The following is a 25,017-nucleotide window of genomic DNA, read 5'->3' on the forward strand; positions in this document are numbered from 1 at the left end:
GACTGGTGACTGGTGACTGGTGACTGGTGACTGGTGACTGGTGACTGGTGACTGGTGACTGGTGACTGGTGACTGGTGACTGGTGACTGGTGACTGGTGACTGGGGACTGGTGACTGGTGACTGGGGAGAAATATTTACCTTTTGACTCCTGAACTCCTGTCATAACTTCCTGACTTTTAGACCTTGACGGATCTTCCTCATCTGCCTGTAAATATAAAGACTTCCTTAACTGAGGGAAGATATTTTTTGAGAATTTCATAGAAAAATCTGTACTGCCTGTTACAATCTTGTTAAGAAAAGTTGCCCGTTACATTTTGGGAACGCGCAATTTGGTTTTGACTCTACTGAGAAGACAACACGAACAACGTTTTAAAATTTTTTTGACCAGCCCGTGGGAAGGCTGGTTTTTTATTTAACAACGTAGGGGCAAACCCCCCGTGGTTGCCCCTATTCGCTATTCTCTATTCGCTATTCCCTGTTCCTAGAAACTAAAGGTAGTTCTCAACGCCCCAATGACTACATCATTATTATTAGTATTATGGTCTGGTGCGGTTAACCAAATAACCCCAGGGGTAATAGTGATATTGTCGTTGAGTTTATATTGATAAAATGCCTCAATGTGATATGAGGTGTTTTGGTCTTTGAATTGTGTCAAGTTGGTACTTGTACTGGTAACTTTTGGCTCCATGCCAACGATAATACCAGCTAAGTTACCTTTTTTACCCAAGTCTCGGAAACCAAGGGTGACAGCATAATTCCAAATGTCAACATCTCCTCTTGCACCTGTTAACACATTACTGTTTGTATATCCACCCCAACCACCTAACACGAATTTATCACTAATGCCTATGGATGCTTGCACACCGTAGGAATTACTGGAAAATGAATTGCCTGTAAAAAAGTTAGATGTGGCGTTATTGCTACCTGTACCTAGTGGTGTGTTATAGGAATTGATGTAAGTTAATCCAAGGGTAATGCGATCGCTGGGTTTAACTGTCAACTGTGCCAAAGCACCATAGGGACCATCAAACAAACCACTTCCACTGGCAGGGTTATTAGCTGAACCATCTGAACCTGCTAAATACCCTAAACTTACTCCCACTCTATTACTAAACTGGTGTGTTACTCCCAAACCCGAACCACCTATTTGTCCATAAATTGGGTTGCGTGTACCAAAGGTAGATAAAGCACCAAAAGCACCATCACCGTCAAAAATGTTCACTGTACTGGTAATGTCATCTATTGCACCACCGGAGGCGATCGCTATTGCTTGGGTTTTCTCACTTAGAGGGAATCTATACGATAGTGTTCCCAGTACAGAAGTGGTAGTACCACTACCTGCAAAAGCCAAATTTCCTTCCCCTGTTAGCAAGTCAGGAGTGTCGATATTATTACTCTCAATTCTGGTAAACAGTGTATCTTGACCCGTAAAACTGCTGACAAATTCAATTCTTGTCCGCGCCCCAAGGGTAGTATTTTTATCTGCAATAGGTGTTCCGTTAACTTGATCACCTGATAAAACATCACTAACAACGGCTACAACTTGACCTTGCAGTTTAGTAGTGGTCGAAAACTGATTTGCTTCTAACTCAGAAGTCTTTGCTTCCAAAGCATCCACACGCCCCCGTAAGGTTGCTAGTTCCGCAGAAAATTCTTCTTGCAGTTTTTGGATAGTTGCTAAGTCTTGTTTTGTGACTCCATCAGCAGTTGCAGTAGCAATTAATTCATTCACCCGATCCAAACAAGCATTCAAACCTGCTGCAAATTCATACCTAGTTAATGCGCGATTTCCCCGATAAGTACCATTAGGATACCCAGCAATACAACCATAACGTTCTACTAAAGACTGTAACGCTTGAAATGCCCAGTCTCCCGGTTGTACATCTGACAACTGAGATACTGAAGTAACTTGTGATATTAACTCTTGCTGAGAATAATTAGTTTCTGTTTTCCCTGCTGGTTCACTTGCGAAAACAGATGTATTTGCACATAGTATAATGCTGCAAATAGCTGGACTGGTAAGATGATTCCACTTTTTAGCCATTTTTCCACACACCCATTGTTATTTCACAACTGTACCGAGAAGTTTATTTGCTACGTTTTTTAACAAAGCTAATTAAGGTCATTTTTACAACTATGTAGCCAAAAATCCCTCAGCACTTAAAAAAATTAATCTTAAAGCGGTCTCCCAGAAAAAAATGTAATCTACATTACTTAAATCAAAGCATCTTGTAAATAGTGCATAATTTTTGTTGTCAGTATTATGTGAAAATGATAATGGTTCTTATATTAATGTATAATGAGTATAATTTTCAATGGAAAATTGACCTAAAATCAAAAATTCTGCTAAAGAGAGGAAAAGCAAATGACAGTTAATCTTACAAAACAAGAGATAAAAGTCTATAAAAAGCCTATTGGGCTAATATTTACTCTATTTTGCTGTTTAATTGCCTCTGGTTGTCAGCAAACACAAAACAACACAGCGCAAAATGCGGTTCAGTCATCACCGTCACCAGTAGAAAAGGTACAAAACTCAGAAAAAACTAAAGTAGTAACTACGTTTTTACCCGTGTATTTGTTTACAAAAGCTGTAGTTGGAGATGTAGCAGATGTAGAGATTTTAATTCCACCAGGTACAGATGTGCATGAATATCAGGCCACACCGGATGATGTGAAGGCGATCGCCACAGCCAGAATTTTAGTAAAAAATGGCTTAGGTATGGAAGAATTTCTTAGCAATACCATCAAAAATGCAGAAAATTCCAAATTAATAGAAATTGATGCTAGTAAAGGTATTAAAGTAGTAGATGACATATCACCAGTAGAGGAAGTAAAAAGTCACGATCACGATCATGATCACAAACATGAACACGCAGAGGGAAACCCTCATGTTTGGTTAGATCCAGTTTTTGCCAAACAGCAAGTGATCAATATTAGAGATGGTTTAATTAAAGCTGATCCAGCCAATAAAGAAGTTTATCAAACTAATGCTGCCACTTATATTCAAGAATTAGAAAAATTAAATAATGAATTTCAGCAGACTTTAAGCAAAACACCCAACTGCACTTTTATCACCTTTCATGATGCCTTTCCTTATCTAGCCCAAAGATACAACCTCAAACAAGTTGCAGTTGTGAAAATTCCCGAAGATCAACTTTCACCAGCAGACGTAAAAAAAGCCGTCAATGCAGTGAAAAAGTACCAAGTAAAAGCTTTATTTAGTGAACCAGGAGTAGACAATAAATTACTGAATAGCCTTTCTCAAGATTTGAAATTAACTTTGTATCCTCTTAGTTCTTTGGAAACTGGGGAAACCAACCCACAATATTATTTCCAAGCAATGAGAAATAATTTGCAGAGTTTAGCAGCAGGATGTAAATAATTGATAATTGATAATTGATAATTGATAATTCAAAATCTAAAATCTAAAATCTAAAATCGAATGACTGACGAACAAGAATCAAAAACATTATTGCCAATATTAAAAGTAGAAGGTTTAACCGTCTATCAAGGAAGCTATTTAGCTATACGGGATGTTTCCTTTGCATTATTTCCCGGAACAGATACAGCAATAGTAGGACCAAATGGCGCTGGTAAAAGTACCTTGGTTAAAGCTATTTTAGATTTAATTCCTCGTAGTTCTGGAACAATTGAAATTTTTGGTCGCCCCATTTCTCGGTTAGGAAATTTGCGTAAAGAATTGGCATATATGCCACAAAACTTTATTTTTGATCGCAGTTTTCCTATTTCTGTGAGTGAGTTAGTAGAACTGGGAATAGGTGACAGGGAAAAGGTAAAAGGTCAAAATAAACATCTATTTTTATCCAATTTTTGGCAAAACAAACAAGAAAAATCAGCCGCAGTCAAAGCAGCTTTACAACGTACAGATGCTTATCATTTAAGAAATCAAGCTATTGGTACTCTTAGTGGTGGTCAACTAAAAAGGGTATTGTTAGCTTATTGTTTGGTAATTCGGCGAAAATTCCTAGTATTGGATGAAGCTTTTGCTGGGGTAGATATGCGAGGTGCGGCTGATTTTTATGCCTTGCTAAATGAGTTAAAACAGGAGGAAAATTGGACAGTTTTGCAGGTTTCCCATGATATTGATATGGTAAATCGTCATTGCGATCGCGTCATCTGTCTGAATCAAACTTTAGTGTGTTCTGGACATCCAGAAATTGCCCTTTCACCACAAAATCTCTTAGCAACTTATGGTCCTGGTTTTAGTCGTTATCAACACCATCATTAAATAATAGGGAATAGGGAATAGGGAATAGAAGTTTTAACATTGAACTTTATTTTCCCCAATCACCAATCACCAATCACCAATCACCAATCACCAATCACCAATCACCAATCACCAATCACCAATCACCAATCACCAATCACCTTATCTTTAGGATAGATTAAAATCATCGTCAAATCAAAGATATGAATTTATTGATTTATGTTCAAAGCAACTGGTTTTTGTTTGGTGTTAATAATTTTTCTCAATTGGTAAACTTATTACAATTCCCCTTCATGCAACGTGCCATTATCGGTGCTGTATTAATGGGAATACTGGGCGGTTTACTGGGTAGCTTTGTGACTTTGCGCCAGTTATCTTTTTTTAGTCATGCTGTTGGTCATGCAGCTTTAGTAGGGGTAGCATTAGGAGTGTTACTAAATACAAATCCTCATTGGATGTTGTTGCCATTTACTTTAATTTTTGGTGTAGTTGTCCTCTATTTAATTGACAAAACAGATTTAGCTAGTGATAGTGTTCTGAGTATAGTCCTATCCGGGTCATTAGCTATTGGTGTGATCCTCAGCAGCATGATTGAGGGATATCGTGGTAATTTGATGGCGGTATTATTTGGCGATATTCTGGCTATTGATAGGACGGATTTAATTTTGACGTTGCTGGTGCTGTTGGGTAGCAGCATTTTTTTATTGTCAACTTTGCGATCGCAAATTTTGTTAACCCTTAACCCTGATGTTGCCCAAGTCCAGGGCGTTCCTGTTCAATTATATCGCTATGGGTTTGTTATTTTACTATCTTTAGCCGTGGCGGTGGCAATTAAAGCTGTTGGGGTTTTATTAGTAAATGCTTTTTTAGTCATTCCCGCTGCTACAGCCAAACTTATCAGTCACCATTTTAGCCGCTTTCTCATTCTATCGGTGATAGTTGGTTCTTGTAGTAGCATCGCTGGAATGATGGTTTCTGGAGTGTTTAACCTGGCCTCTGGTCCGAGTATCGTTCTAGTGCAGTTCCTGGTGTTCGTCTTTGTTTTTGCTGGGGTGAAGTTCGGGAAGCAGGTAATAGGGAACAGCTGACAAGTGATGGGGGTGAAAGTCTTTTTATATATCGGTTTTCTCATCTTGGCGGTTGCTATCAAAAATAAATAAAATTTTTTTTGAGAAACCCCTTGACTAATCCTTTTTCCTCTGCTACATTTAGTAATCGTGGCGAACATAAAAAAAGCCCGCGCCGGGATAGCTCAGTCGGTAGAGCAGAGGACTGAAAATCCTCGTGTCACCAGTTCAAGTCTGGTTCCTGGCATATAATTTCAAAATTAATAATTAGGGTTTGCTGAATAAACCTAAAACCTTGATGTATCAAAGGTTAGAGGCTGATAAACACAGAAATTAGTGCAAGGGTTTTGAAGGGTATACCGGAAAAAGTGTGCATTTTTGGGGATTTCAAGAGATGGCAAAGAAATTTTCAAATCTCCTCCTGACTCCTGACTCCTGACTCCTATGCCCTCACGGAAAGACTTTCTCAGCAACCCCTAATTAATCCTTGCCTAGATTTTGCCTAAATGGTTTGAAAATCTAGGCTATTTTTTTGACAAAAATAAAATCTATAATCATATAGATATATAGTTTATCCCCTCACAATAGTATTATCAAAATTTTCGTCAGCAAGCAGTTTCAACATACTTCCCGTTCTGCTTTCCGTGCCAACAATCTATCACGCAACCCTTGGGAATCAAATCTTGCCTCATTTATTTTACGAATTTCCTGTGCTTGTTGCTGTCTTTGCTGTAGATACACTTCCACTTCTTGTTGATGATTGAGGTAGAAGGCAATGGTAGCATAGATATTAGCAAGTTTAAGGGATGGATAACAGTAAGCAATTTCCTCTGCTGTTGTTCCTTGTTTAAAAACAGCAATTACCGTATCTAGTGTTACACGAGTTTTGCCTATCCTAATCACGCCATCAGTGGTAAATTCCAATGGTGGGGGTTGAGATGTAATTCCTTCAGATAGATTCACTAACGCTTGTGCCATAATTAATAACAAGTTAGTTATGTTTAATGATAGCAAATATTGGTTGAGATATACCTTTGGATTTACTCCCATAGAAATACAAAGAATGATTCCTGAAGTATTCTCTTGAAAATGGACTCTAATTTATATCGCTACATAAAATTTTAGCAACTTCCTTAGATTTGAATGCGATAACATGACATTCAGTGTATTTACTCTTCAGGATTTCTCAAAAATGTCAAAAAAACCAGGTAAAAAAATTGCACCCATACCCATGTCAGCCGACATTAGTGTGGTTGATTTAATTAACAATTACTTCACCGCTTACAACTCTGCCCGGTTACGAGAAGCTTGTCAACTGCTAACTCAGGATATCTTTCAACCTGGTGTCACTGTGGGGGTGAGTCTTTCCGGTGCTTTGACACCAGCAGGTTTTGGAGTTTCCGCCTTAGCGCCTTTAATTCGTCATGGTTGCATTGACTGGATGATCAGCACTGGTGCAAATCTTTACCATGATATGCACTATGGTTTAGGTTTTGAATTGTTTGCGGGTAGTCCGTTTTTAGATGATGTCAAACTACGGGAAGAGGGAACAATCCGTATTTATGACATTATTTTTGGCTATGATGTTTTATTAGAAACCGACGCTTTTATCCGTAAAATTTTGCAAGCTGAACCTTTTCAAAAGCGGATGGGAACGGCTGAATTTCATTATTTGCTGGGTAAATATGTGCGGGAAGTAGAAAAACAATTAGGTGTACAACATTCCTGTTTGTTAGCTACAGCTTATGAATATGGCGTACCGATTTATACTTCTTCTCCTGGTGATAGTTCTATAGGGATGAATGTGGCAGCTTTGGCGTTAGAGGGTTCTAAGTTGGTGTTAGATCCAGCTATTGACGTGAATGAAACTGCGGCGATCGCCTATGCTGCACGGGAAACAGACGGTAAAAGCGCGGCTGTAATTCTCGGTGGTGGCAGTCCTAAGAACTTTTTGTTACAAACCCAACCGCAAATTCACGAGGTTTTAGGATTAGAAGAAAGAGGACATGATTTCTTTGTGCAGTTTACCGATGCACGTCCAGATACAGGCGGTTTATCGGGTGCGACTCCAGCAGAAGCAGTGAGTTGGGGTAAAATTGACCCGGATGAGTTACCGAGTACAATAGTTTGTTATACCGATAGTACCATTGCGCTGCCTTTGGTAACAGCTTATGTGTTAAATCAGTGCGAACCTCGTCCTTTAAAGCGGTTGTATGATAGACGGGGAGAGTTGTTAGATACTTTGCAAAAAGATTATTTAGCAGCGAAGGATAAACCAGTTGTTAAGGAAGGTGGGGAGGAAGTAGCGACTTATCCCTGCGGTACGCCGGTGAAGCGTTAGGTAAAACCCATGATCCGACTGGGAATGCATTCCCAGTCTCATAGCAAAAGTCATCTAAAGATGACTAAAAATACCTATCAATCTATAGTTTACTTTAGTGAACTTTGACTATTGCCCCTACATTTGTTCATCCAATGTCTATTTACTATTTTGCTTTGCGATTTCTGTTTGCACCACTTCGATATCTAACTCAAGTATACGCGCAATTTGTTCTACATTTAGCCCCTCATTTAACAGTCTAGGAATGGTTTTTAATTTAGTTTCTAACTCTGTTTCTTCTTTGACTTCTTGATAAAATCGAGTTTTTTGTCATTCTGTTAATCCAAACATTGCTTCTAACTCCTGACGGCTATAGGATGAGAACTTGTAAACTAGCATTCTTTCTACTAATTCTAAAAGATAATTTCGCAAAATATTCAACTGATTGCATTTACCAAAAATATGGATTTTAATGAAATTCTCAATATTTTATCGCAAACATTATCATTATCATCGGTTTCAAATACCTAAACTATTATGGTTTTTTATGGTTTTTATGGAGTGCTGCACACGAAGGTGCAGCGCACTGACGAAGGGGCAACCTAATAATAATGTCGCGTGATATTTTTTATATATACTTGGGTTAACTAATAGTAGAATCTATATATTTCTGTACAGAAGGTAATTGAAAAAATAAAAAAATATTTTTCCCTATTAATAAAAAATACCAACACCTGAAGAATTAAGATATCCTGCTGTTTTTTGATGAAACTGCTGGAAAATGGGAAGGTGATTTTTTAGTTTAATTAAATCAATTCAAAACTTACCCTATCTTCAGCATAATTAGCGACTAAAACAAACAACTTCAGCCATCGAGAACCTAATAAAATTTCCTGTATCTCATCTCCAGCAAATACAGGAACTTCAAACTCTTGACTATCTATTATTACCCTACCCAAATAAACATCAAAATCAGTTTCTCCTTGAGCCGTTCTTAACTTATCTTGATTTAAAAAAGTCCAATCAAGACTTTCTATATCTTGTTTATTCATAGCTAAAAACTCAGTAAATCCTGTATCCAAAATTGTTTCTACAGGAAAACTGAGATCATCCCCACCAATTAAATCAATTTCAAAATAAACTTGTCCATTTTCTCCAAATCTCCCCTCAATCATATTCTGCCACTAACTCCTGTTTCATTAATGCCAAAAATATGATGAATGACATGAGGATATTTTTCTCTGGCCATGTTACTGGCTACTTCTTTATCTTGATCAATAAAATAATCGCCGCTATCAGGTTCAATGGCTATGTACCAACCATAGTATTTATCTAATATCTCTGGTTTTAAACGCTCAAAAATTACCCAACAACGTTCATAAAAAGCCTGTCTTCTAGCTTTTTCTTGAGCTTTTCTTTCTTCTGTCCATTGAATTTCGGGAAATACTCGACCACGCCGTACAACTCTTTCGGGTGTAGATTGTGTCATCGTTGATTACCTGATTAAAGTTTATTCTAGATTTTAACATATTAGTGTAAAATAACCAATCTTTTTTTAGACAATAGCAATTTAATAAATAGACATTTTCACCTAAATTTATGGTCATTTAATTGAAGCTGGTAATGGGTAATTGATCATAAAATCCTAGTTGTAATCCTGTTAATCCTTAAATCCTGGAAATCCTGATTATGACAATTTTCTTAACCATAAAAAAATACCCATCCAGTTATTAATCTGAATGAGCATTTATCAAATAAAATGAAATCTACAATTCAATTATCAAACATTCCCATAAACAGGAATAGCAGCACCACGTACATCCTTAGCAGCTTCCGAAGCTAAAAAACAAATTACCTCAGCAATAGACTCCGGTTTTACCCATTTATCCGCGTTTTCTGCACCCATCGCTTCCCGGTTGGTGGGGGTATCAATGACACTGGGAAGGACAGTATTTGCAGTGATGTTAGTTCCTTTTGTTTCATCGGCTATGGCCTTAGTTAATGCTATCACACCAGCTTTAGCCGCAGAATAGGCCGCTAATTGTCCCGCAGGTTCTACACTAGCACGAGAACCCACAGTTACAATGCGCCCATAGCCATTTTCTAACATTCTTTTCAGGCTATATTTACAAGTCAAAAAAGTAGTATTGAGATTTAATTCAAATTCATGCTTCCAACTATCAAAGCTGTATTCATGAGTTTTTCCCATTGAAAAACCACCCACCAAATGAATTAAAACATCTACTCGCATCATGCTATTAATGACTTGTTTTACAGATGCTTCATCTTGTAAATTAGCCGGAATAAATTTAATTCTGGCAATATCCGCTGGTGATAAAATTCCTTTGAGTCTTTCCACATCTTTAAGACTACGATAAGGAATAGTAACATCAGCACCTTGGGCTAAAACTGCGGGTGTGACACCTAAACCTAGTCCACCAGTACCACCTGTAAGTAAAACTTGTTTTCCTTTCATGAAAGATGCACTTTTTTAACCTTCATGAATTAAGATAACGCAATTGCTGATTTATACCAATCCAAAATCTAAAATCTAAAATCCAAAATCTAAAATCCAAAATCTCAAATTCCATGACTATGGATATATTTTACTACCCGCACCCACGACACCAATTTTATGACGATAGGAAAGTTCAGCACCAAACCACCCGGTAATGCTGGTTAAAGTTCCCACAATTAATGATAGTAATAAACCCCAAGGTAGTAAATTTGATTCCGCATCACCCCAACGAATAATAAAATTCAAAGTTGTGAAAATCAGGATAGAAATATTCAGAATTAAATGCGCCCAACCTGCGGCACGTTTGCGGACTCTTTCTATTTGTAAAAAGTCACTCATGCCAATAACTGAAGCGATAATACCAGTAACTAAACCTAATCCAATTAACCACACTGAAGCCCTAGCCCAAAAATAATCTCGCGTTAACCAATAACCAAAATCACTACCTAAAGCTGCGGCTAAAAAAGCTATGGGAAAAATTATACTCAAAGGATGTAAAGGATGTCCCGCTATGGATACTGTGCTGGGTACACCACTATCTAAATATTCTCGATCATCGCTTTCAATAATTGGTGGTAAATTGGGAAATGGTGTAGAATTTGGTTCTGTAGTTGCCATCTTTTCATCTCCTATTATTCAGCAGTAGGAATTTTCTCAACATTTTCTCCCCAACCTGGATTTTCTGACATAATCACGTAATCACTTAATTTATTATAATTTTTATAATTTACTATAATTTACTATAATTTACTAATTAACTATCTTTGAGCAAATCTAGAAAATTGAGCATAAAAATTTATCTATCTAGGGATGGAATAAAAAATCTATAATTATATAACTTACAGTAGAAGCAGACATAATTAACAGATATTTGTGGTGTTTATTTCTGTTTTAATCACAACATTCAAAGGGTTTATAATAGCAATTGATTATGAAACTCTGGCTAAAACAAAGAGGGCAACCACAGGGGGTTTGCCCCTACATCTGACTCCTGACTCCTGGTATATATCCTGTTTTTCTATCCAGAGTTAAGAATGTAATCGTTCAAAAGAAAGATGGAAAATATCTAGTGATTATGCGAACCTGGGATTGGTAATAAATACGATTACTTGCGATTACTTTAGCTAGGAGAACTCAACATGGTAGCCACTTTAGATGATACAAAACGAAATGCTATTGCAGTAAAATTGGCAGATATGAAATTACTGCAACAGTTAATTATTGATAATGAAGAAAGATTTTTAAGAGAATGTAGTGATGGTGAAATTGCTAATAATCTCCGCAAAATGCTAGATGATGACCGGAAAAATCAAGGTATTCTTGATACTGTAGTAGTTCAATATGGCATTCAAAAAAATGCAGAATCTACAGTACAAGAAATGGTGGCAAAAGTTCGCAAATTAATGCAAGGTAATGAATTAAGTTTCTTTGAAAAAGTATTTCAACATGAGTTATTGAAGCATCAACAAGTAATGAATGGAATTACAATTCATAAAGCTGCCCAGAAAGTTGGTGCTGATGTGATGGCAGCAATTGGACCTTTAAATACTATCAATTTTGAAAACCGCGCACATCAAGAACAACTGAAAGGAAGTTTGGAAATTTTAGGAGTGCGGGAACTAACAGGACAAGATGCAGATCAAGGAATTTGGGCAAGAGTTCAAGATGCGATCGCCGCTATTAGTGGTGCTGTGGGTAGTGCTGTCACCCAAACTTCTGATAAGCAAGATATGAATATCCAAGATGTTTTACGTATGGATCACAATAAGGTAAATATCTTGTTTACAGAATTAATGCAAAGCAATGATCCGCAAAAAATTCAAGAATATTTTGGACAAATTTATAAAGATTTGAGCGCCCATGCAGGTGCGGAAGAAGAAGTAGTTTATCCGCGAGTTCGTCCTTTTTATGGTGAAGCTAACACCCAAGAATTATATGATGAACAAGCTCGCTGGGGTCCTTGGTTTGAAGAATTAAGAGGTATTAGCCCTGCTACACCACAATTTAAAGACAGACTCAGACAAATTTGGGATCAAATTGGCGATCATATTCGTCAAGAAGAAAGCACAATGTTTGCAGCTATTCGTAATAACATGAGTAGCAGAGAAAGTGAGGAATTAGCTAGACAATTCAAAGCCGCTAAGAGCAGAATTCAAGAAAGAATGGGCGGAGAAACTAGAACAGAAGCCGCTGTCTAGAGTTGCTTACTGCTTCATATTGTAAGGGTTTAGCAATGCTAAACCCCTACTCCTCAATTCTGTACTAATTCATCTTATTCCTAACATTCGATTCACTTGTGCAGACTGTAAAGGTTTGCGTTCTATATTCTGGAAAAACTCAACTTCCTTTAAAAAAGAATAGGCTGTTTTAAAATTACTTAAATTCAGTAAAACAATATCTTCATATACTGTATCTTCGGGAACTTTTATATCTACAAATAATTCTTGTAGGTTATTTTGCGCTATTGCCAGATTCAAAAATTTTAAAAATGATTGCCGTTTTTTAGAACGAACATTCAACAAGTACCAGTTATTACTAATAGGTTGAGACGATGAAGATTCTAAAGATTCTATTGGTGGCATAGTGATGAAGTTGATGTGAAAATTGAAAGCTCTGAGCTATCTTAGAACTTGAGTTAATGAATAGTAGCCAAAACCAGATTTTTTAACTTACTACTACTCCCTTCTTGCTAAAATCTCTAACAGATTACTCCTTTTCTTCCTTTGCGTACTTTGCGTACTTTGCGGTTAATTCATCAAAAAATTTGCGAACTACACCGGAACAAGAGTAATTAAAATAGTATAGCAGGAATTTTCTCTAACTTCACCTGTAGCAATAGATTTATTCATGAGATTTATTCATGAGATTTATTCATGAGATTTATTCATGACAAATATTCATAAAAAACTACTCCCCAGATGGGGAGATATGCAGTAAATTAACATCTAAAAAATAATCGCTATCGCTGTAATTTATTTAGACTTCCAATATTTATAAGCTGCATAAGCTAATGTCACCACTCCAGTAATAATTGCAGATTCATCAACTTCAAATTGAGGATGATGTAAAGGATGATTGATGATTCTATCTTTATAGCCTACACCTAAACGAAACATCGAACCAGGGGCGTGATCCAAATAAACAGAAAAATCTTCCGCACCCAGGGAAGGTTCGGGTAAAACTTGCACGCGATCGCTACTCCAAGCTTCTTCTGCTGATGACTGCAATAATTGTGTCAAAGCATAATCATTTTGTACACTGGGTACACCTTGACGATAATTAACTTGATATTTTGCATCATAAGAATTACAAACATTAGCAACTATATTTTCGATCCAATTTGGTAACTGAGCGCGAGTTTCAGGATGGAGCGATCGCACTGTACCCAATAACTGTACTTTATCCGCAATCACATTCGCCGCTCTACCGCCATTAATCTTACCAATACTCAACACCACAGGACGCAAAGGATTTTGAGTACGGCTAATAGCTTGTTGCAATGCGGTAATTACCTGTGAAGCAATCCAAATCGCGTCCACAGCTTCATGAGGACGCGCCCCATGTCCAGATTCACCCAAAATCATAATTTCTAAATCGTCTGCTGCCGCTGTTAATGCCCCATAACGAATACCCACAGAACCAGCAGGAATAGAAGGAAAAACATGAACACCTAAAATAGCAGCAACATTATTCATTGCTCCATCTTCTACCATCCAATTTGCACCTTGGGCAATTTCTTCCGCTGGTTGAAATAAAAACCTGATTTTACCACCCAACTCATCAGCTATTTGGGACATTACCATTGCTGTACCTAAACCTACCGTAGTATGTACATCATGTCCACAAGCGTGCATCACTCCTTCTGTTCGTGAAGCATATTCCAAACCGCTACGCTCTTGGATGGGCAAAGCATCCATATCAGTGCGAATTGCCAACACCCTATCATCATGGTGAGTGCTGTGTAATTCGCCGATCACACCAGTTTTACCCACCCCTTCTACCACGTGCAACCCACTAGAAGACAAAACACCAGCCACAAACGCAGCAGTTTGATATTCTTGGCCGCTGAGTTCTGGGTGTGAGTGGATATGACGACGAATTTCTACTAAGCGAGGTGCAAGGTTATTTGCTATCTCTTTGATCCGGGTTAGCATTTAATTGAATGTAATTTACAATCTTTGTTCTTATCATAGATAAGTGTCAACTAGGAAAATGCTTCCATCTGACAAGATATTTAAGAAGCTGTGCAGAGTTAAGGGTTTGACGCTCCCCGCCTTAAAGGGAATTGGGAATTGGGAATTGGGAATTGGGAATTGCTAACAGTAAATAAATTAGGGTGTACCTCACCTCATGAGACTGGGAAACGCTATATATAGTCATCCGGTTTGATTTCTGAATTTATCTGTGTAGGCAGGCAAGAGGCAATAGTTCGACTTCGCTCACCAACCAGGCACTCATGCAAAAGGCTTTTAGAGAATTTTGGTGTACGGAGTTTTTTTCAATAATCAAATAGGAGTCTTATATTGTTGCTTGACTATTATTGTGTTCCTATTCAATCAATAACACGATAGCTAGATACTGTCCATCTAATTTTATAATTATAATAATTGGAAGTGCTTATACTTCTTTAACTTATTCAGATTGTAAGCTAAATATCCGATAGCAATTTCCAAGTTGTTAACTTACCTTTTCTCATTTCCAATATCCTGATTATTACAAGTATAGATTTAAATAATCAACTTAGAACCCCGACTTCTATGATTAATATATCATTAATTGACAATATCAAAAAAAATCGAGGATCTTAATTTATCCTAAGTTTGCAGTTTTCCAACTTGCTAAATCTGCTAAGGATCTATCTCGATAACGTCCATATTTTTCGGGTTTACTTTTTATTTTCACACCCAAATCTGGTACAATACCAAAATTAGGTGGCATGGGTTGAAAATGCTTAGGTGCAGCAGAACTGATAAACTCAAACAAAGACCCCATCATGGTAGTATTTGGTAATATTAAAGGTTCTTTTCCTAAAGCTATTCTCGCTGCATTTGTTCCCGCTAACCAACCACCAGCAGATGCAGCAGTATAACCTTCTGTTCCTATTAATTGTCCTGCTGCTAATAAAGTATGACGTGCTTTAAATTGCAAAGTGGGTAACATTAATTGGGGTGCATTTAGAAAAGTGTTGCGGTGCATAACTCCCAATCTGACAAACTCGGCATTTTCTAAACCGGGAATCATTCTAAAAACTCGTTTTTGTTCACCCCAACGTAAGTTAGTTTGAAAACCCACCATATTCCACAGTTGACCGGCTTTATCTTCTTGACGCAACTGCACCACCGCATAGTTACGATCTCCGGTTCTACTATCAGTTAAACCCACTGGTTTAAGGGGACCATATCGCATAGTATCTTCCCCTCTTTGTGCCATTTCTTCTATTGGTAAACAAGCTTCAAAAAATTTCGCTGTTTCTCTTTCAAAGTCCTTTAATTCTGTTTGTTCTGCTTGACGTAGTTCTTCCCAAAATTGTAAATACTGCTCTTTATTCATGGGACAATTAAGATAAGCTGCTTCACCTTTGTCATACCGGGAAGCCATAAAAGCGATCTCTTTATTAATAGAATCACCTAAAACAATTGGACTTGCAGCATCAAAGAAATTAAGATATTCCATCCCCGTAAAACGCTGTAAATCTGCGGATAAATCGGGGCTGGTTAAAGGTCCAGAAGCTAATACTACAATACCTTCAGGAATTTCTTTAACTTCACCTCTGCGGAAATCAATTAAAGGATGATTTGCTAAAGTTTGGGTTAAGTCTTCTCCAAATACTCCCCTATCAACTGCTAAAGCACCACCAGCAGGAACAGCGTGTTCATCAGCTTTAGAGATGATAATAGAACCGAGTTGACGGAGTTCTTCGTGTAATAAACCCGCAGCGCGATCGCTTGCCATTGCACCGAAGGAGTTACTACATACCAACTCGGCTAAATTTTCGGTATGATGGGCAGGACTGAAGCGTTTGGGGCGCATTTCATGAAGGATGACAGGAACGCCGGCTTGGGCTATTTGCCATGCTGCTTCTGTTCCTGCAAGTCCACCGCCTATTACTTGTATGGGTTGTTGTGTCATAGTTGTTTTTTGTAATTACTTGGTTTAGTTAAATATATTTGAAAATTGTTGAAAACCAGGCTATATGAGCATTTTTAGCTTACCTCAAAGGGGTAGTTTTGCAATCCGATTAAGCCACTCTTCTGCACTGGATACTGCCCAAATTAGCAATAGTTCCTCAATAATGACTTCAAGCGGTAACTTACGAGAAACAATGATAACGCCTGTACTTTGCTTCTTGGTAATAAACTGTGCAAACTCTGATGGCATTGTTTTACGATCATGGCTGACAAGGATACGCCCCTGCTGTGCAGCCATTTCCAATACTTCTGAATCTTTTACACCTTCTAAGCCAGCAACAAAGGCAGTTTGAAAATCAATGCTGGGTTCTCGTCGCAGAACTCCCGTTACAATAGACTGATTTAAATCAGCATCAGCTTGATAGCGAATATTCACAATTTCATCTGCTCTCTTGCTGTTTTCGCTGCCTTGAGTTTGTCATATAAAATAGGATCACTGGTTTGTAATGGTTGAGGCATAGCATCAAAAGCCGCTTCCTCATCTGCCAAGTAAGTATCAATCTCAGCGCGGTTAGCTAGATAAAACGTGATTCCTCCATAAACCTGTTCTAGCGTTAGCAGAGGAAAAGATTGAACGATACTTTCAGGTGATAAGCCTTTTCGGAAAGCATAGACAATCGAATCTAGAGAAATCCGTGTTCCTTCCACCCAATATCCATCGTTCCGATACTCTACGTAAGTTTTAGCTGCTATAACTGACATAAATTTACTCGCTGGTCTAGCTATTTATAATCATAATATGATTTGTTTTTTTAAACTTTCAGGAATATAAGTAGACACAATAATTTAAGGATGTGGTAGACTATATCCACGCCAACGAAGTAAAACTGCGGCTTGGGCTTTACGGAACATAAAAAGATCAGCTTCTTGTCTGAGGGATATTAAATTTAATCTTTCGTTTTCCGTTAATGCACTGCTAGAATTTTTTTCTAGTAATGTATTATATTCTTCCATATCTGCTGCGGTTTTATGACTATGGAAAATTTGCCAGAGAGTATTATCATCTAATTTATCTAAAGCTGCTATTTCCGCTTGAAATTCCTCTGGTACATCATCCCATGTTGGTGGACTACCTTTTCTTTGGTACAAAGGAAATCTGAATTTTAATTTTTCATCGTTTCCTTGTTCCCAGTCTCAGACTGGGAATGCAAAAGTGAGGCTCTGCCTCAGCATTAACATTGTACATCACTGGATCACTCATTCACCAACAATTGAAAAATTAGGAATAATTTTCATCTTTTAACCTGTTTCATCAAAGTAACTCTTCAGAATGTAAATAATTGCAGCACAAAATGGAGTTAATTGTCCATTAGAATCAAATTCTTGATATCCTTTAATTAGCAATTGAATTTCTTCGCTAGAACATCCATCAATCAGTGGTAATATCTTTTGAATTTCCTTACGTCGTGAAGTTTGTAATATAGGTTGATTCAGTCCTAGATTATCAATTGTTGCCTTTGCCGCATCCATCATTGTATCATTATCACTAGCTATAATTTCTCCAAAACCTGTATACCTAAAGTATTCAGCACAGTTTTCTAACAAGGGAGAAAGTGTCAAATTTTCATCATACCAATACCCTTTCTTTGGTCCACAGTGTTTTTGTGCAGGAGGTATTTTTTGAGGATTTTTCCAGTCTGGTTCGTCACCTTCTCCTGGACAAGAAGCTAAAAAATTAGAGTATTCTAGTGCTAAATTTGGATATGTTGTACGGGGTTTAAAATGTTCAATATGACTAACTTCTATTGTAATACGAACTCCACAATAGCAACATATATATCCTTGTTCTTTTAATAATTCATTGTGGACATCAATTTTTTCAGGTTTCTGAAAGTTATTCCAACTAGGTTTCCAATCATCGTTTTCTTGAGCTTTCCACTTGGAAAAACTTGATGGTTCTAGATTCTTTTTAATATATTTCATCTACCCAAAATCTCTCTTCTTCTAATCAGGACATCTGCACTGGCAAATTCTGGATCATTATATCCAATATCTTGTTCAAGACTTTGTTTTAATTGTCTAGCTTCAGCAATATTACCATTATCAATTAACTTGAACAACTCTAGAAAACGATCTTTAATTTCTTGTTTGCGGTCAGGAACATCCATTAAGTCTTCTAAAATTTGATTACTATCTCTACCATAGGAACTTTCTGGACGCTTGGCAATTATACCATCATTTGTTTTTTCTAAGATATAAATTCCTTGAGGTTTAATTTCTCCAATTACTTGCGGTGAATGAGTAGTAACTATAAACTGACAATGGGGAAATGTTCTAGTTAAAGCTGGAATAATTTTTCTTTGCCATTTGGGATGTAAATGTAGTTCAATTTCATCAATTAAAACTACTCCATAACCATCAAGTGGATTTTCTAACCCAGGGTTAGCAATAGCTAATCTTCTCGCTAAATCTCCTACCATTGCTAATAAGCATTTTTCCCCATCTGATAATTGATTAACTATTAATTCTTCACTATCTTTTTGTAATGTCATTCTCAAAGGAGAACGACGTACACGCAATTTAGTAAAATTAGGAATTAATGAAGATATAGCTTGTCTAACAGCTTCTAACTGTTTATCTCGATAATTAGGATTATTTTCTAGCCGTAATTCATTTTCTAAATCTTCTTGTTTTCTAAACCATTCAAAGAAAATTCTAAACTCGCTCCCTGTACCAGCCAGAGCATTTTCATAAGTATCTATTTGCGTAAATGAATGTTGTTTTTTGATTTTTAAAGGAATATCAAGAACTGCACGATTAGTTGAATAATAAATGATAACAGGAAGGTTATATTGTTCGGAGGAAGATAATTGATATTTAATATTTTCAACAATCTTGTTTATTTCGGATAAATTGCTACTTGTATCTTTAATGCGTCCTTTTTTAACCTTAGTTAAAGACCAAGTAAATTTTTGAGATTCAAAATTAGTTATTATCTCATTATGCGTTTCATTTTTTTCATTTTTTATGTCTTCCTCTGTAAATGATCTTCCTGAACCAGTCGAGTGTTGAATCGCACTAGAAAAGCGCGATAATAAAATCGCTAAACAATCAAGAATACTTGATTTACCTACACCATTAATCCCAATAAATACGGTTGGTTCTTTTTCATCAAAATCTATTGTTAAATCACCAATTCCCCGAAAGGATTGCATTTTTAGCTGCTTAACTCTCATAATTTTATAGCAAAGTTAGCAAAGGTTGATTATATTTTACAGCATCTTGGTAAACTACTCATTAACCCAGTAAAGAATATTTATTTATTTTCACTCTAACAACCACCCAAACAACTCACCAACCGTCAATTGTAAATCACTAGCAAAAGACGGTACAGGAATTAACATATCTAATTCATCAAATACTTCAATTTGCTGATTTGCATGATAAACAAAAATAGTCCTTTCACCTGGATCAATTAACCAACCCATTTGAGTACCATATTTTAAACAATGCAAAATATTTTTAGTTACCTTGGTCTGATTTTGATCAGGTGATAAAATTTCAATTGTCCAATCTGGATAGGTGAGAAATGTATTAGCAACTTCTCCATTTTCGTCACGGGGAATTCTATCCCAAACAAAAACCGCAATATCTGGTACTATTGAACGTCCACCAAAGGTACAACGTAATTCAGGAAATGCACGAGCGATTTTTTGAGGTTTGACGACAACATTAATCGCAGGTACAAGTTCACCTTGAAGTATACTATGTTTTCCCTGTGGCATCGGTTTCTGAATAATTTGACCTTCAATATACTCACTAGCTGGTTTCGTTTCTGGTAGTTGCAGAAACTCTTCCAATGTGAGAGTTTTTTGTATTGCGTGTACCATTTTAGTTAATTTCTAGAAAATATTTGTCTTTCAATCTTCAATTTTAAATTTAAGAATTTTTCTACTTAAATAAACTACCTACCACACAACTAAAACCAGGCAATAAAGGCGATATTAAATCATCATTAGCAAACAGAGTTTCTACTAATACTAACATTGCCCTTTCTCTGCGATAAACTTCTATTTGTTGTAATCGCCAATTCATTATCCAATATTCCTGCACACCTCTAGAAGCATAAAGTTTTAATTTCACTTCTTTATCTCGGCGTTCATTTTCCACACCAGCAGAAAGCACTTCAATGACTAATTCTGGCGCACCTGTTAAATGTCCATCATCATCTAATAAAGTTGCTAACCTTTCATTACTTGCCCAAACCACATCAGGAATGACATTATCAGCATCAGTAAAAATAATACCGGGAGCAGTAGCAGCTTCTCCTAAACCGATTTCTCTAGACCAAAGTGTGAGTTCTGTACAAACATTGTTGCCAGCTTTTTGATGTTTCCAATGTGGCGATCTTGTCACAAATAATTCTCCATTAATTATCTCATAACGGTTGCCGTTATCTGGCAATAGTTCAAGGTCTGAGCTTGTCCAGCGTACTCCCTCATATATCTGGGTCATACGGACTCCTGTGGTGGTGTTCAATAATTATATTATAGACTTGCTGATGAATTTTAGTAAACATAAAGATAAAGGTGAATATAATTCACTCCTATAAAAACAAAGTCCACCTGCGTGGACTCAAGAATATATTATTTATTTATTGCAGCATGAATATCAACTACTTAATCCTTGAATAAATGGCGATATTGCAGCCACAAAATCAGCCGTTGATTCATAGGGTAAAACATTTCTCCCCTTAATTTTTATTCCCCTTCCTTGGGGTAAACAAGAAAGATAACTAGCTAAATTAGCTTCTGCTGTATCTGTTTTCCCTTCTTTACTAATAGCTGATGCTTGCTCTCCAAAAACTACTAATGTCGGTTTTTGCATAGCTGCAATATCATGACTATAATCCCGTTGCCAAAATCTCGCCAAAAAAGAAAATACAGCATAGCGTCCACCCATATTTTGAGCATCTGCTATTAAAGTATTTAACCATTCCTCATCAACAGCATCACCTGATGCAAACAATCTTTCTGTGGAAAAAGAAACTAAAAATTTGCGAGTACGTGCATAACGAAAAAACGCATTACCTATGGGTGAATCAAAAATAGACCACAGCAATTTTTGTCGCCATTGAGGTGCATTTTTGGTAATTATACTCCAAGATGTTGGTCCAGAAAGTACCAGTCCAGTAATTAAATTAGGTTCTAATTTGACTAATTCAATTGCTACTGGAAATAAAGCACCCTGCACTAGTAAAATTACAGGTTTTTGGACGATATTTTGTAAAAAATGCTGTAATTGTTTTGCCCAATCAATTGGTGTATAAGCTTTCCTGGGTGTATCACTTTCACCACATCCTAATAAATCCGGTTGGTAAATAATATTGCCATGATTTGTATTATACCATTCACAGCAAAAACGCTGCCAAAACTGCCTTGATAATCCTACACCAATAGGATGGATTAATAATAACGGCACACCTGAAACTTCAGAATTTATCGGTTGATGTACTTCATAAGCACAACGATAATTTACCCAATTGTAAAACTGGGTAGGAGATGCGGAAATGGTAGAAGAATTAGCTAACATTGGCGGCATAATTATCAAATTCAATAGTTGCTAAAAAATGATGTGGGGATGAATAAACTCGTATCCTGCATCTTTTAGTTTTTGATTAGACACCCAGGTATTATATTGATGGTTACTCTTGTTTGTTGCATCCCAAATCACATTCGGTAAATTATGTTTTGTCAGGACATTATCAATTAATTCTCGACTGGTGAGATGGCTATCATCGACCAAATTATAAATACCTTGTAAGCGGTGTAGACGAGCAAATTCTATAGCCCTAACAATATCATCTAAATGCACCCAATTTGTGATTTCTTCACCTTTACCGGGACGAGTTGTACCAGCAACCCTACCAAATATTTTCACCAGTTCTCTACCCTGTCCATAAATTCCCCCTAACCGCAAAATACAAACCCGCAGACTTTCATTTTCTGCTGATAGTAACACATCTTCAGTTTTGCGGAGAATTTGAGCATTAAAATTAGGGGGTGCTGGTGGTGTTTCTTCATCTACCCAAACACCATTTCTATCACCATAAATAGAATAACTACTTGTATATATCAAGTGGTGAATATTGGGAGAATGCTTGAGGATAGAAACTACAGTTTTTGCAGTTTCCAAATAAGTTTCTTCATAGGTAGTTCCACTTTTTGCGCCTACGCTTAACAAGACGACATCTTGATTTTTTAAGACAGAATTGAGAGATTCATAGTCATTGCCTTTAGTGACTACTACTTTTTGAGCTACTGTTTGTAGTCCAGGGACTCTTTCAGGACTTGTTGTGGTTGCGGTGATAATAAAATTTTTATTTTGCTGCCAATATTGAGCAACTGCACAACCAACATAACCACATCCAATTATTGCTATATTCATGACTATCTAAATACGAAAAATTAAATTACTTGTCCAATTCAATTTGCCAAAATCGCTAATTACAAGAGTTTCTAAGTAATAACTGTCGCTAATTTTTCATTAACTTTTTCCTGAAAATTTAAACAGCAAAACCTAAATACCTTTTGAGACAAAATATCAACCCCCTCAAGTAGCTTCAATCAGAACATTTGAAAATTTCTGTAACGTAAGATACTCTTTTTCATAAATTCATGGCATCAGGAATATTACTAAGTTTCCCATATTGCAGGAAGGTTAACTTAGTTCTTCATCTTTTGTCATTAACTCAGGGTATTTCAGCGATGAATTGCGCCATCAGGCATAATAGCCCCAGTTAAGTTAGCACCGATTAATTTCACCAGCAAGCGATCGCCTGAACGAATCCTTGCACCTGTCAAGTCAGCACCCCGCAAGTCAGCACCACTTAGATCCGCACCAATCAAATTAGCCGAGCGTAAATTTGCTTCTCTCAAATCTGCTAACAACAAGTTAGCTCTAAATAAATTGGCTTCCGACAAATCCGCACCTCTAAGATTAACTTTGTGCATAAAAGTATCACTGAGATTAGAACCGCTTAAATTGGCATAACTCAAATTTCTGCCAGATAAGTCTTTATTACTCAAATTAGCGCGACTAAAATCTTTCCCGCTCAAGTCAGGATTTTGATTTGGTGGTTGGTAATTTGTTTGTGTGGGTTGATAATAACTCGAAGATGGTTGTTTCGGTTGAGTAGGTCTAGAATAATTTGCAGTTTGAGGTTGATCTTTTAGGGAACGTAATTTTTCACGAGCCTCATTCAAGGCTTTAATCTTGTCTTGGGCTTTTTGCTGTAAGCGGTGGTTATCTTTAGGTAAGCGATCAGGATGCCAAACAAACACTAAATCTTTGTAAGCCTGGTTAATCTCTTCTAGTGTTGCTCCAGGCTCTAAATCTAAAGCTCTATAATACCGCTCCAGTTCGCTCATCATGATGTGCAGGTGAAAACCTAAATAATAATTACATTAATTATGCGTGATGTCGTTGTCTTAGGTACAGGTGATTGGGGACTGGGGACTGGGGACTCTCACAAGGGTAGGTATTTTACATTGTCGTGAGGGCAAGACTTGGGGGACAAGGAAGGACAGTGGACAAGGGAGGAAAACAGTACAAAATCATATTATCTTGGTAACAAAAAGACTATTGTGCGGAGAAAATCTTCCTTGTCTACTTTCCCTCCTTGTCTTCCTGGTCCTGCCTTCACAGATAATATTAAAAACCTACCCCTGTCAGGACTGGGGACTGGGGACTGGAAGAGCTTGTCCTAAGTTGACAATTTACTAGACAAACCTATACAAGTACATACAAAACTACAAGTATTTGACGTATACATGGAATAAGTTGACTAAAAAATTAGGCAAAATGTGTCAGAATTAAATAATAAAGTATAGTGTTGACATCAGCAAATGCTTTTATCCATCAAAACAAAACTCAAGTTAAATAAAACTCAAGAAATATTAATGGCTAAACACGCTGGTATAGCAAGGTTTACCTATAATTGGGGTTTAGCGACTTGGGCTTATTTGTACAAAGATGGATTAAAGCCAAACAAATACATCCTCAAAAAATTTTTTAATAATCATGTAAAACCTGAATTGGCATGGATTAAAGAAAAGGGTATTTGCCAGAAAATCACTCAATACGCTTTTGACAGTTTAGGTGAAGCTTTTCAGAGATTCTTTCAAGGAAGGTCTAAATATCCTAACTTCAAAAAGAAAGGGAAAAATGATAGTTTTACAATTGATGCAGGTGGTAAACCAATTCCTGTAGGTGGTATATCAATAAAACTACCAACAATTGGATGGGTAAAAACTTATGAAGGATTACCTCATACTACTTGCAAAAGCATTACTATTTCTAGAACTGCCGATAGTTGGTATATAGCCTTTTCTTATGAACAAGAATGTCAACCAACTATTAAAAACTATACTATTGTTGGTGTTGATTTGGGAGTAAAGGAACTAGCTACACTAAGCACTGGTGTTACTTTCCCTAACCCTAAACACTATCAACAGAATTTAGCTAAACTGCAAAGATTATCCAAAGTCTATTGCAGAAAGGCTTCATGTTCAAATAATAAACACAAAGCTAAAATTAAACTAGCTAGACATCATGCAAGAATAGCAAACCTGCGAAAAGACACTCTTCATAAACTTACTACTTACTTATGCAAAAACCACGCCAAGATAGTAGTAGAAGATTTAAATGTTTCAGGGATGTTGTCAAATCATAAATTAGCTCAAGCAATAGCTGA

The 25,017-nt window shown here is 36.8% G+C and carries 27 protein-coding genes and 1 tRNA gene; 7 read left to right on the forward strand and 21 right to left on the reverse strand.

From position 1 onward, the window contains the following. Together H6F47_RS28070 and H6F47_RS19205 are read right to left on the reverse strand one after the other, a co-directional pair. Nucleotides 1-260: hypothetical protein (locus H6F47_RS28070; protein ID WP_242027442.1), on the reverse strand; the 260-nt coding region annotated here is incomplete at its 3' end. Between the two features lie 222 nt (nt 261-482). Then, nucleotides 483-2,045, reverse strand: a complete 1,563-nt coding sequence (locus tag H6F47_RS19205; protein ID WP_190650536.1) for an iron uptake porin — start codon at nt 2,043-2,045, stop codon at nt 483-485. 321 nt (nt 2,046-2,366) lie between these two features. Here H6F47_RS19205 and H6F47_RS19210 point away from each other — a divergent pair, with 321 nt between their 5' ends. From H6F47_RS19210 to H6F47_RS19225, 4 genes are all read left to right on the forward strand, one after another. Beyond that, nucleotides 2,367-3,383, forward strand: a complete 1,017-nt coding sequence (locus H6F47_RS19210; protein ID WP_137668090.1) for a metal ABC transporter substrate-binding protein — start codon at nt 2,367-2,369, stop codon at nt 3,381-3,383. A 60-nt stretch (nt 3,384-3,443) separates the two neighbouring features. Then, a complete protein-coding gene (locus H6F47_RS19215) occupies nt 3,444-4,250 on the forward strand; it encodes a metal ABC transporter ATP-binding protein (RefSeq protein WP_137668091.1) in 807 nt (268 codons plus the stop codon). 272 nt (nt 4,251-4,522) lie between these two features. Then, complete coding sequence (locus H6F47_RS19220) at nt 4,523-5,317, forward strand: metal ABC transporter permease (protein ID WP_236104149.1); 795 nt, start codon at nt 4,523-4,525, stop codon at nt 5,315-5,317. A 153-nt stretch (nt 5,318-5,470) separates the two neighbouring features. Further along, a tRNA-Phe gene (locus H6F47_RS19225) sits at nt 5,471-5,543 on the forward strand. Nucleotides 5,544-5,914: 371 nt separating this feature from the next. Here H6F47_RS19225 and H6F47_RS19230 read toward each other — a convergent pair. Beyond that, a complete protein-coding gene (locus H6F47_RS19230) occupies nt 5,915-6,274 on the reverse strand; it encodes a DUF433 domain-containing protein (RefSeq protein WP_190650538.1) in 360 nt (119 codons plus the stop codon). Between the two features lie 214 nt (nt 6,275-6,488). Here H6F47_RS19230 and speY point away from each other — a divergent pair, with 214 nt between their 5' ends. Continuing rightward, the gene (speY, locus tag H6F47_RS19235) at nt 6,489-7,637 is read left to right on the forward strand and encodes a deoxyhypusine synthase (protein WP_137668871.1); all 1,149 of its coding nucleotides are present in this window, start codon (nt 6,489-6,491) and stop codon (nt 7,635-7,637) included. 309 nt (nt 7,638-7,946) lie between these two features. Here speY and H6F47_RS28075 read toward each other — a convergent pair whose 3' ends face one another. The 5 genes from H6F47_RS28075 to H6F47_RS19260 all read right to left on the reverse strand — a co-directional run bounded on the left by H6F47_RS28075 (nt 7,947) and on the right by H6F47_RS19260 (nt 10,752). Then, nucleotides 7,947-8,048 (reverse strand): Rpn family recombination-promoting nuclease/putative transposase, encoded by a 102-nt coding sequence (locus H6F47_RS28075; protein ID WP_242027443.1) that lies wholly within the window; start codon nt 8,046-8,048, stop codon nt 7,947-7,949. Between the two features lie 374 nt (nt 8,049-8,422). Beyond that, nucleotides 8,423-8,791, reverse strand: coding sequence for an aspartyl protease (locus H6F47_RS19245; protein WP_137668872.1), 369 nt, complete (start codon nt 8,789-8,791; stop codon nt 8,423-8,425). Further along, entirely contained in the window at nt 8,788-9,105 is a 318-nt protein-coding gene (locus H6F47_RS19250; RefSeq protein ID WP_096565930.1) for a hypothetical protein, read from the reverse strand. The genes H6F47_RS19245 and H6F47_RS19250 overlap by 4 nt, the downstream gene beginning before the upstream one ends. Nucleotides 9,106-9,396: 291 nt before the next feature. Further along, on the reverse strand, nt 9,397-10,092 hold the full coding sequence (fabG, locus tag H6F47_RS19255) for a 3-oxoacyl-ACP reductase FabG (protein ID WP_096565932.1): 696 nt from the start codon (nt 10,090-10,092) through the stop codon (nt 9,397-9,399). Between the two features lie 117 nt (nt 10,093-10,209). Next, nucleotides 10,210-10,752, reverse strand: coding sequence for a DUF2231 domain-containing protein (locus H6F47_RS19260; protein ID WP_096565934.1), 543 nt, complete (start codon nt 10,750-10,752; stop codon nt 10,210-10,212). A gap of 521 nt (nt 10,753-11,273) precedes the next feature. Between H6F47_RS19260 and H6F47_RS19265 the strand changes: the two genes are divergently transcribed. After that, complete coding sequence (locus H6F47_RS19265; RefSeq protein ID WP_137668873.1) at nt 11,274-12,332, forward strand: hemerythrin domain-containing protein; 1,059 nt, start codon at nt 11,274-11,276, stop codon at nt 12,330-12,332. A gap of 69 nt (nt 12,333-12,401) precedes the next feature. Here the strand turns inward: H6F47_RS19265 and H6F47_RS19270 are convergent, their stop codons facing one another. The 13 genes from H6F47_RS19270 to H6F47_RS19330 form a co-directional block, all read right to left on the reverse strand. Then, on the reverse strand, nt 12,402-12,716 hold the full coding sequence (locus H6F47_RS19270; RefSeq protein WP_096565937.1) for a chromosome segregation ATPase: 315 nt from the start codon (nt 12,714-12,716) through the stop codon (nt 12,402-12,404). 390 nt (nt 12,717-13,106) lie between these two features. Continuing rightward, complete coding sequence (locus tag H6F47_RS19275; RefSeq protein ID WP_190348652.1) at nt 13,107-14,288, reverse strand: M20 family metallopeptidase; 1,182 nt, start codon at nt 14,286-14,288, stop codon at nt 13,107-13,109. 655 nt (nt 14,289-14,943) lie between these two features. Next, the gene (gene trmFO, locus H6F47_RS19280) at nt 14,944-16,263 is read right to left on the reverse strand and encodes an FADH(2)-oxidizing methylenetetrahydrofolate--tRNA-(uracil(54)-C(5))-methyltransferase TrmFO (protein ID WP_137669483.1); all 1,320 of its coding nucleotides are present in this window, start codon (nt 16,261-16,263) and stop codon (nt 14,944-14,946) included. An 84-nt stretch (nt 16,264-16,347) separates the two neighbouring features. Further along, on the reverse strand, nt 16,348-16,698 hold the full coding sequence (locus H6F47_RS19285; RefSeq protein ID WP_272109839.1) for a DUF5615 family PIN-like protein: 351 nt from the start codon (nt 16,696-16,698) through the stop codon (nt 16,348-16,350). Further along, nucleotides 16,695-17,024, reverse strand: a complete 330-nt coding sequence (locus tag H6F47_RS19290; protein ID WP_190348653.1) for a DUF433 domain-containing protein — start codon at nt 17,022-17,024, stop codon at nt 16,695-16,697. The genes H6F47_RS19285 and H6F47_RS19290 overlap by 4 nt, the downstream gene beginning before the upstream one ends. 84 nt (nt 17,025-17,108) lie before the next feature. Then, on the reverse strand, nt 17,109-17,411 hold the full coding sequence (locus H6F47_RS19295) for a hypothetical protein (RefSeq protein ID WP_242027444.1): 303 nt from the start codon (nt 17,409-17,411) through the stop codon (nt 17,109-17,111). Between the two features lie 150 nt (nt 17,412-17,561). Then, nucleotides 17,562-18,245, reverse strand: a complete 684-nt coding sequence (locus H6F47_RS19300; protein WP_190650540.1) for a retron system putative HNH endonuclease — start codon at nt 18,243-18,245, stop codon at nt 17,562-17,564. Continuing rightward, a complete protein-coding gene (locus H6F47_RS19305) occupies nt 18,242-19,498 on the reverse strand; it encodes an AAA family ATPase (RefSeq protein ID WP_190650542.1) in 1,257 nt (418 codons plus the stop codon). Before H6F47_RS19305 ends, H6F47_RS19300 begins: the two co-directional genes overlap by 4 nt. Before the next feature lie 90 nt (nt 19,499-19,588). Next, nucleotides 19,589-20,152: a Uma2 family endonuclease gene (locus H6F47_RS19310; protein ID WP_190650544.1), complete on the reverse strand. Its 564-nt coding sequence runs from the start codon at nt 20,150-20,152 to the stop codon at nt 19,589-19,591. Between the two features lie 61 nt (nt 20,153-20,213). Further along, nucleotides 20,214-20,777 (reverse strand): Uma2 family endonuclease, encoded by a 564-nt coding sequence (locus tag H6F47_RS19315; protein WP_190650546.1) that lies wholly within the window; start codon nt 20,775-20,777, stop codon nt 20,214-20,216. 156 nt (nt 20,778-20,933) lie between these two features. Beyond that, a complete protein-coding gene (locus tag H6F47_RS19320; RefSeq protein WP_190650551.1) occupies nt 20,934-21,854 on the reverse strand; it encodes an alpha/beta hydrolase in 921 nt (306 codons plus the stop codon). A 30-nt stretch (nt 21,855-21,884) separates the two neighbouring features. Next, nucleotides 21,885-22,709 carry an SDR family oxidoreductase gene (locus tag H6F47_RS19325; protein WP_190650548.1) on the reverse strand — a complete coding sequence of 275 codons (825 nt, stop codon included), beginning with the start codon at nt 22,707-22,709 and terminating at the stop codon, nt 21,885-21,887. A gap of 314 nt (nt 22,710-23,023) precedes the next feature. Then, complete coding sequence (locus H6F47_RS19330; RefSeq protein ID WP_190650553.1) at nt 23,024-23,692, reverse strand: pentapeptide repeat-containing protein; 669 nt, start codon at nt 23,690-23,692, stop codon at nt 23,024-23,026. Nucleotides 23,693-24,169: 477 nt separating this feature from the next. Between H6F47_RS19330 and H6F47_RS19335 the strand changes: the two genes are divergently transcribed. Further along, nucleotides 24,170-25,017 (forward strand): RNA-guided endonuclease TnpB family protein (locus H6F47_RS19335; RefSeq protein ID WP_190650550.1); only part of this gene is annotated, 848 nt, incomplete at its 3' end.

This window comes from Sphaerospermopsis sp. FACHB-1094 (assembly GCF_014696195.1).
Lineage (GTDB): Bacteria > Cyanobacteriota > Cyanobacteriia > Cyanobacteriales > Nostocaceae > Sphaerospermopsis > Sphaerospermopsis kisseleviana.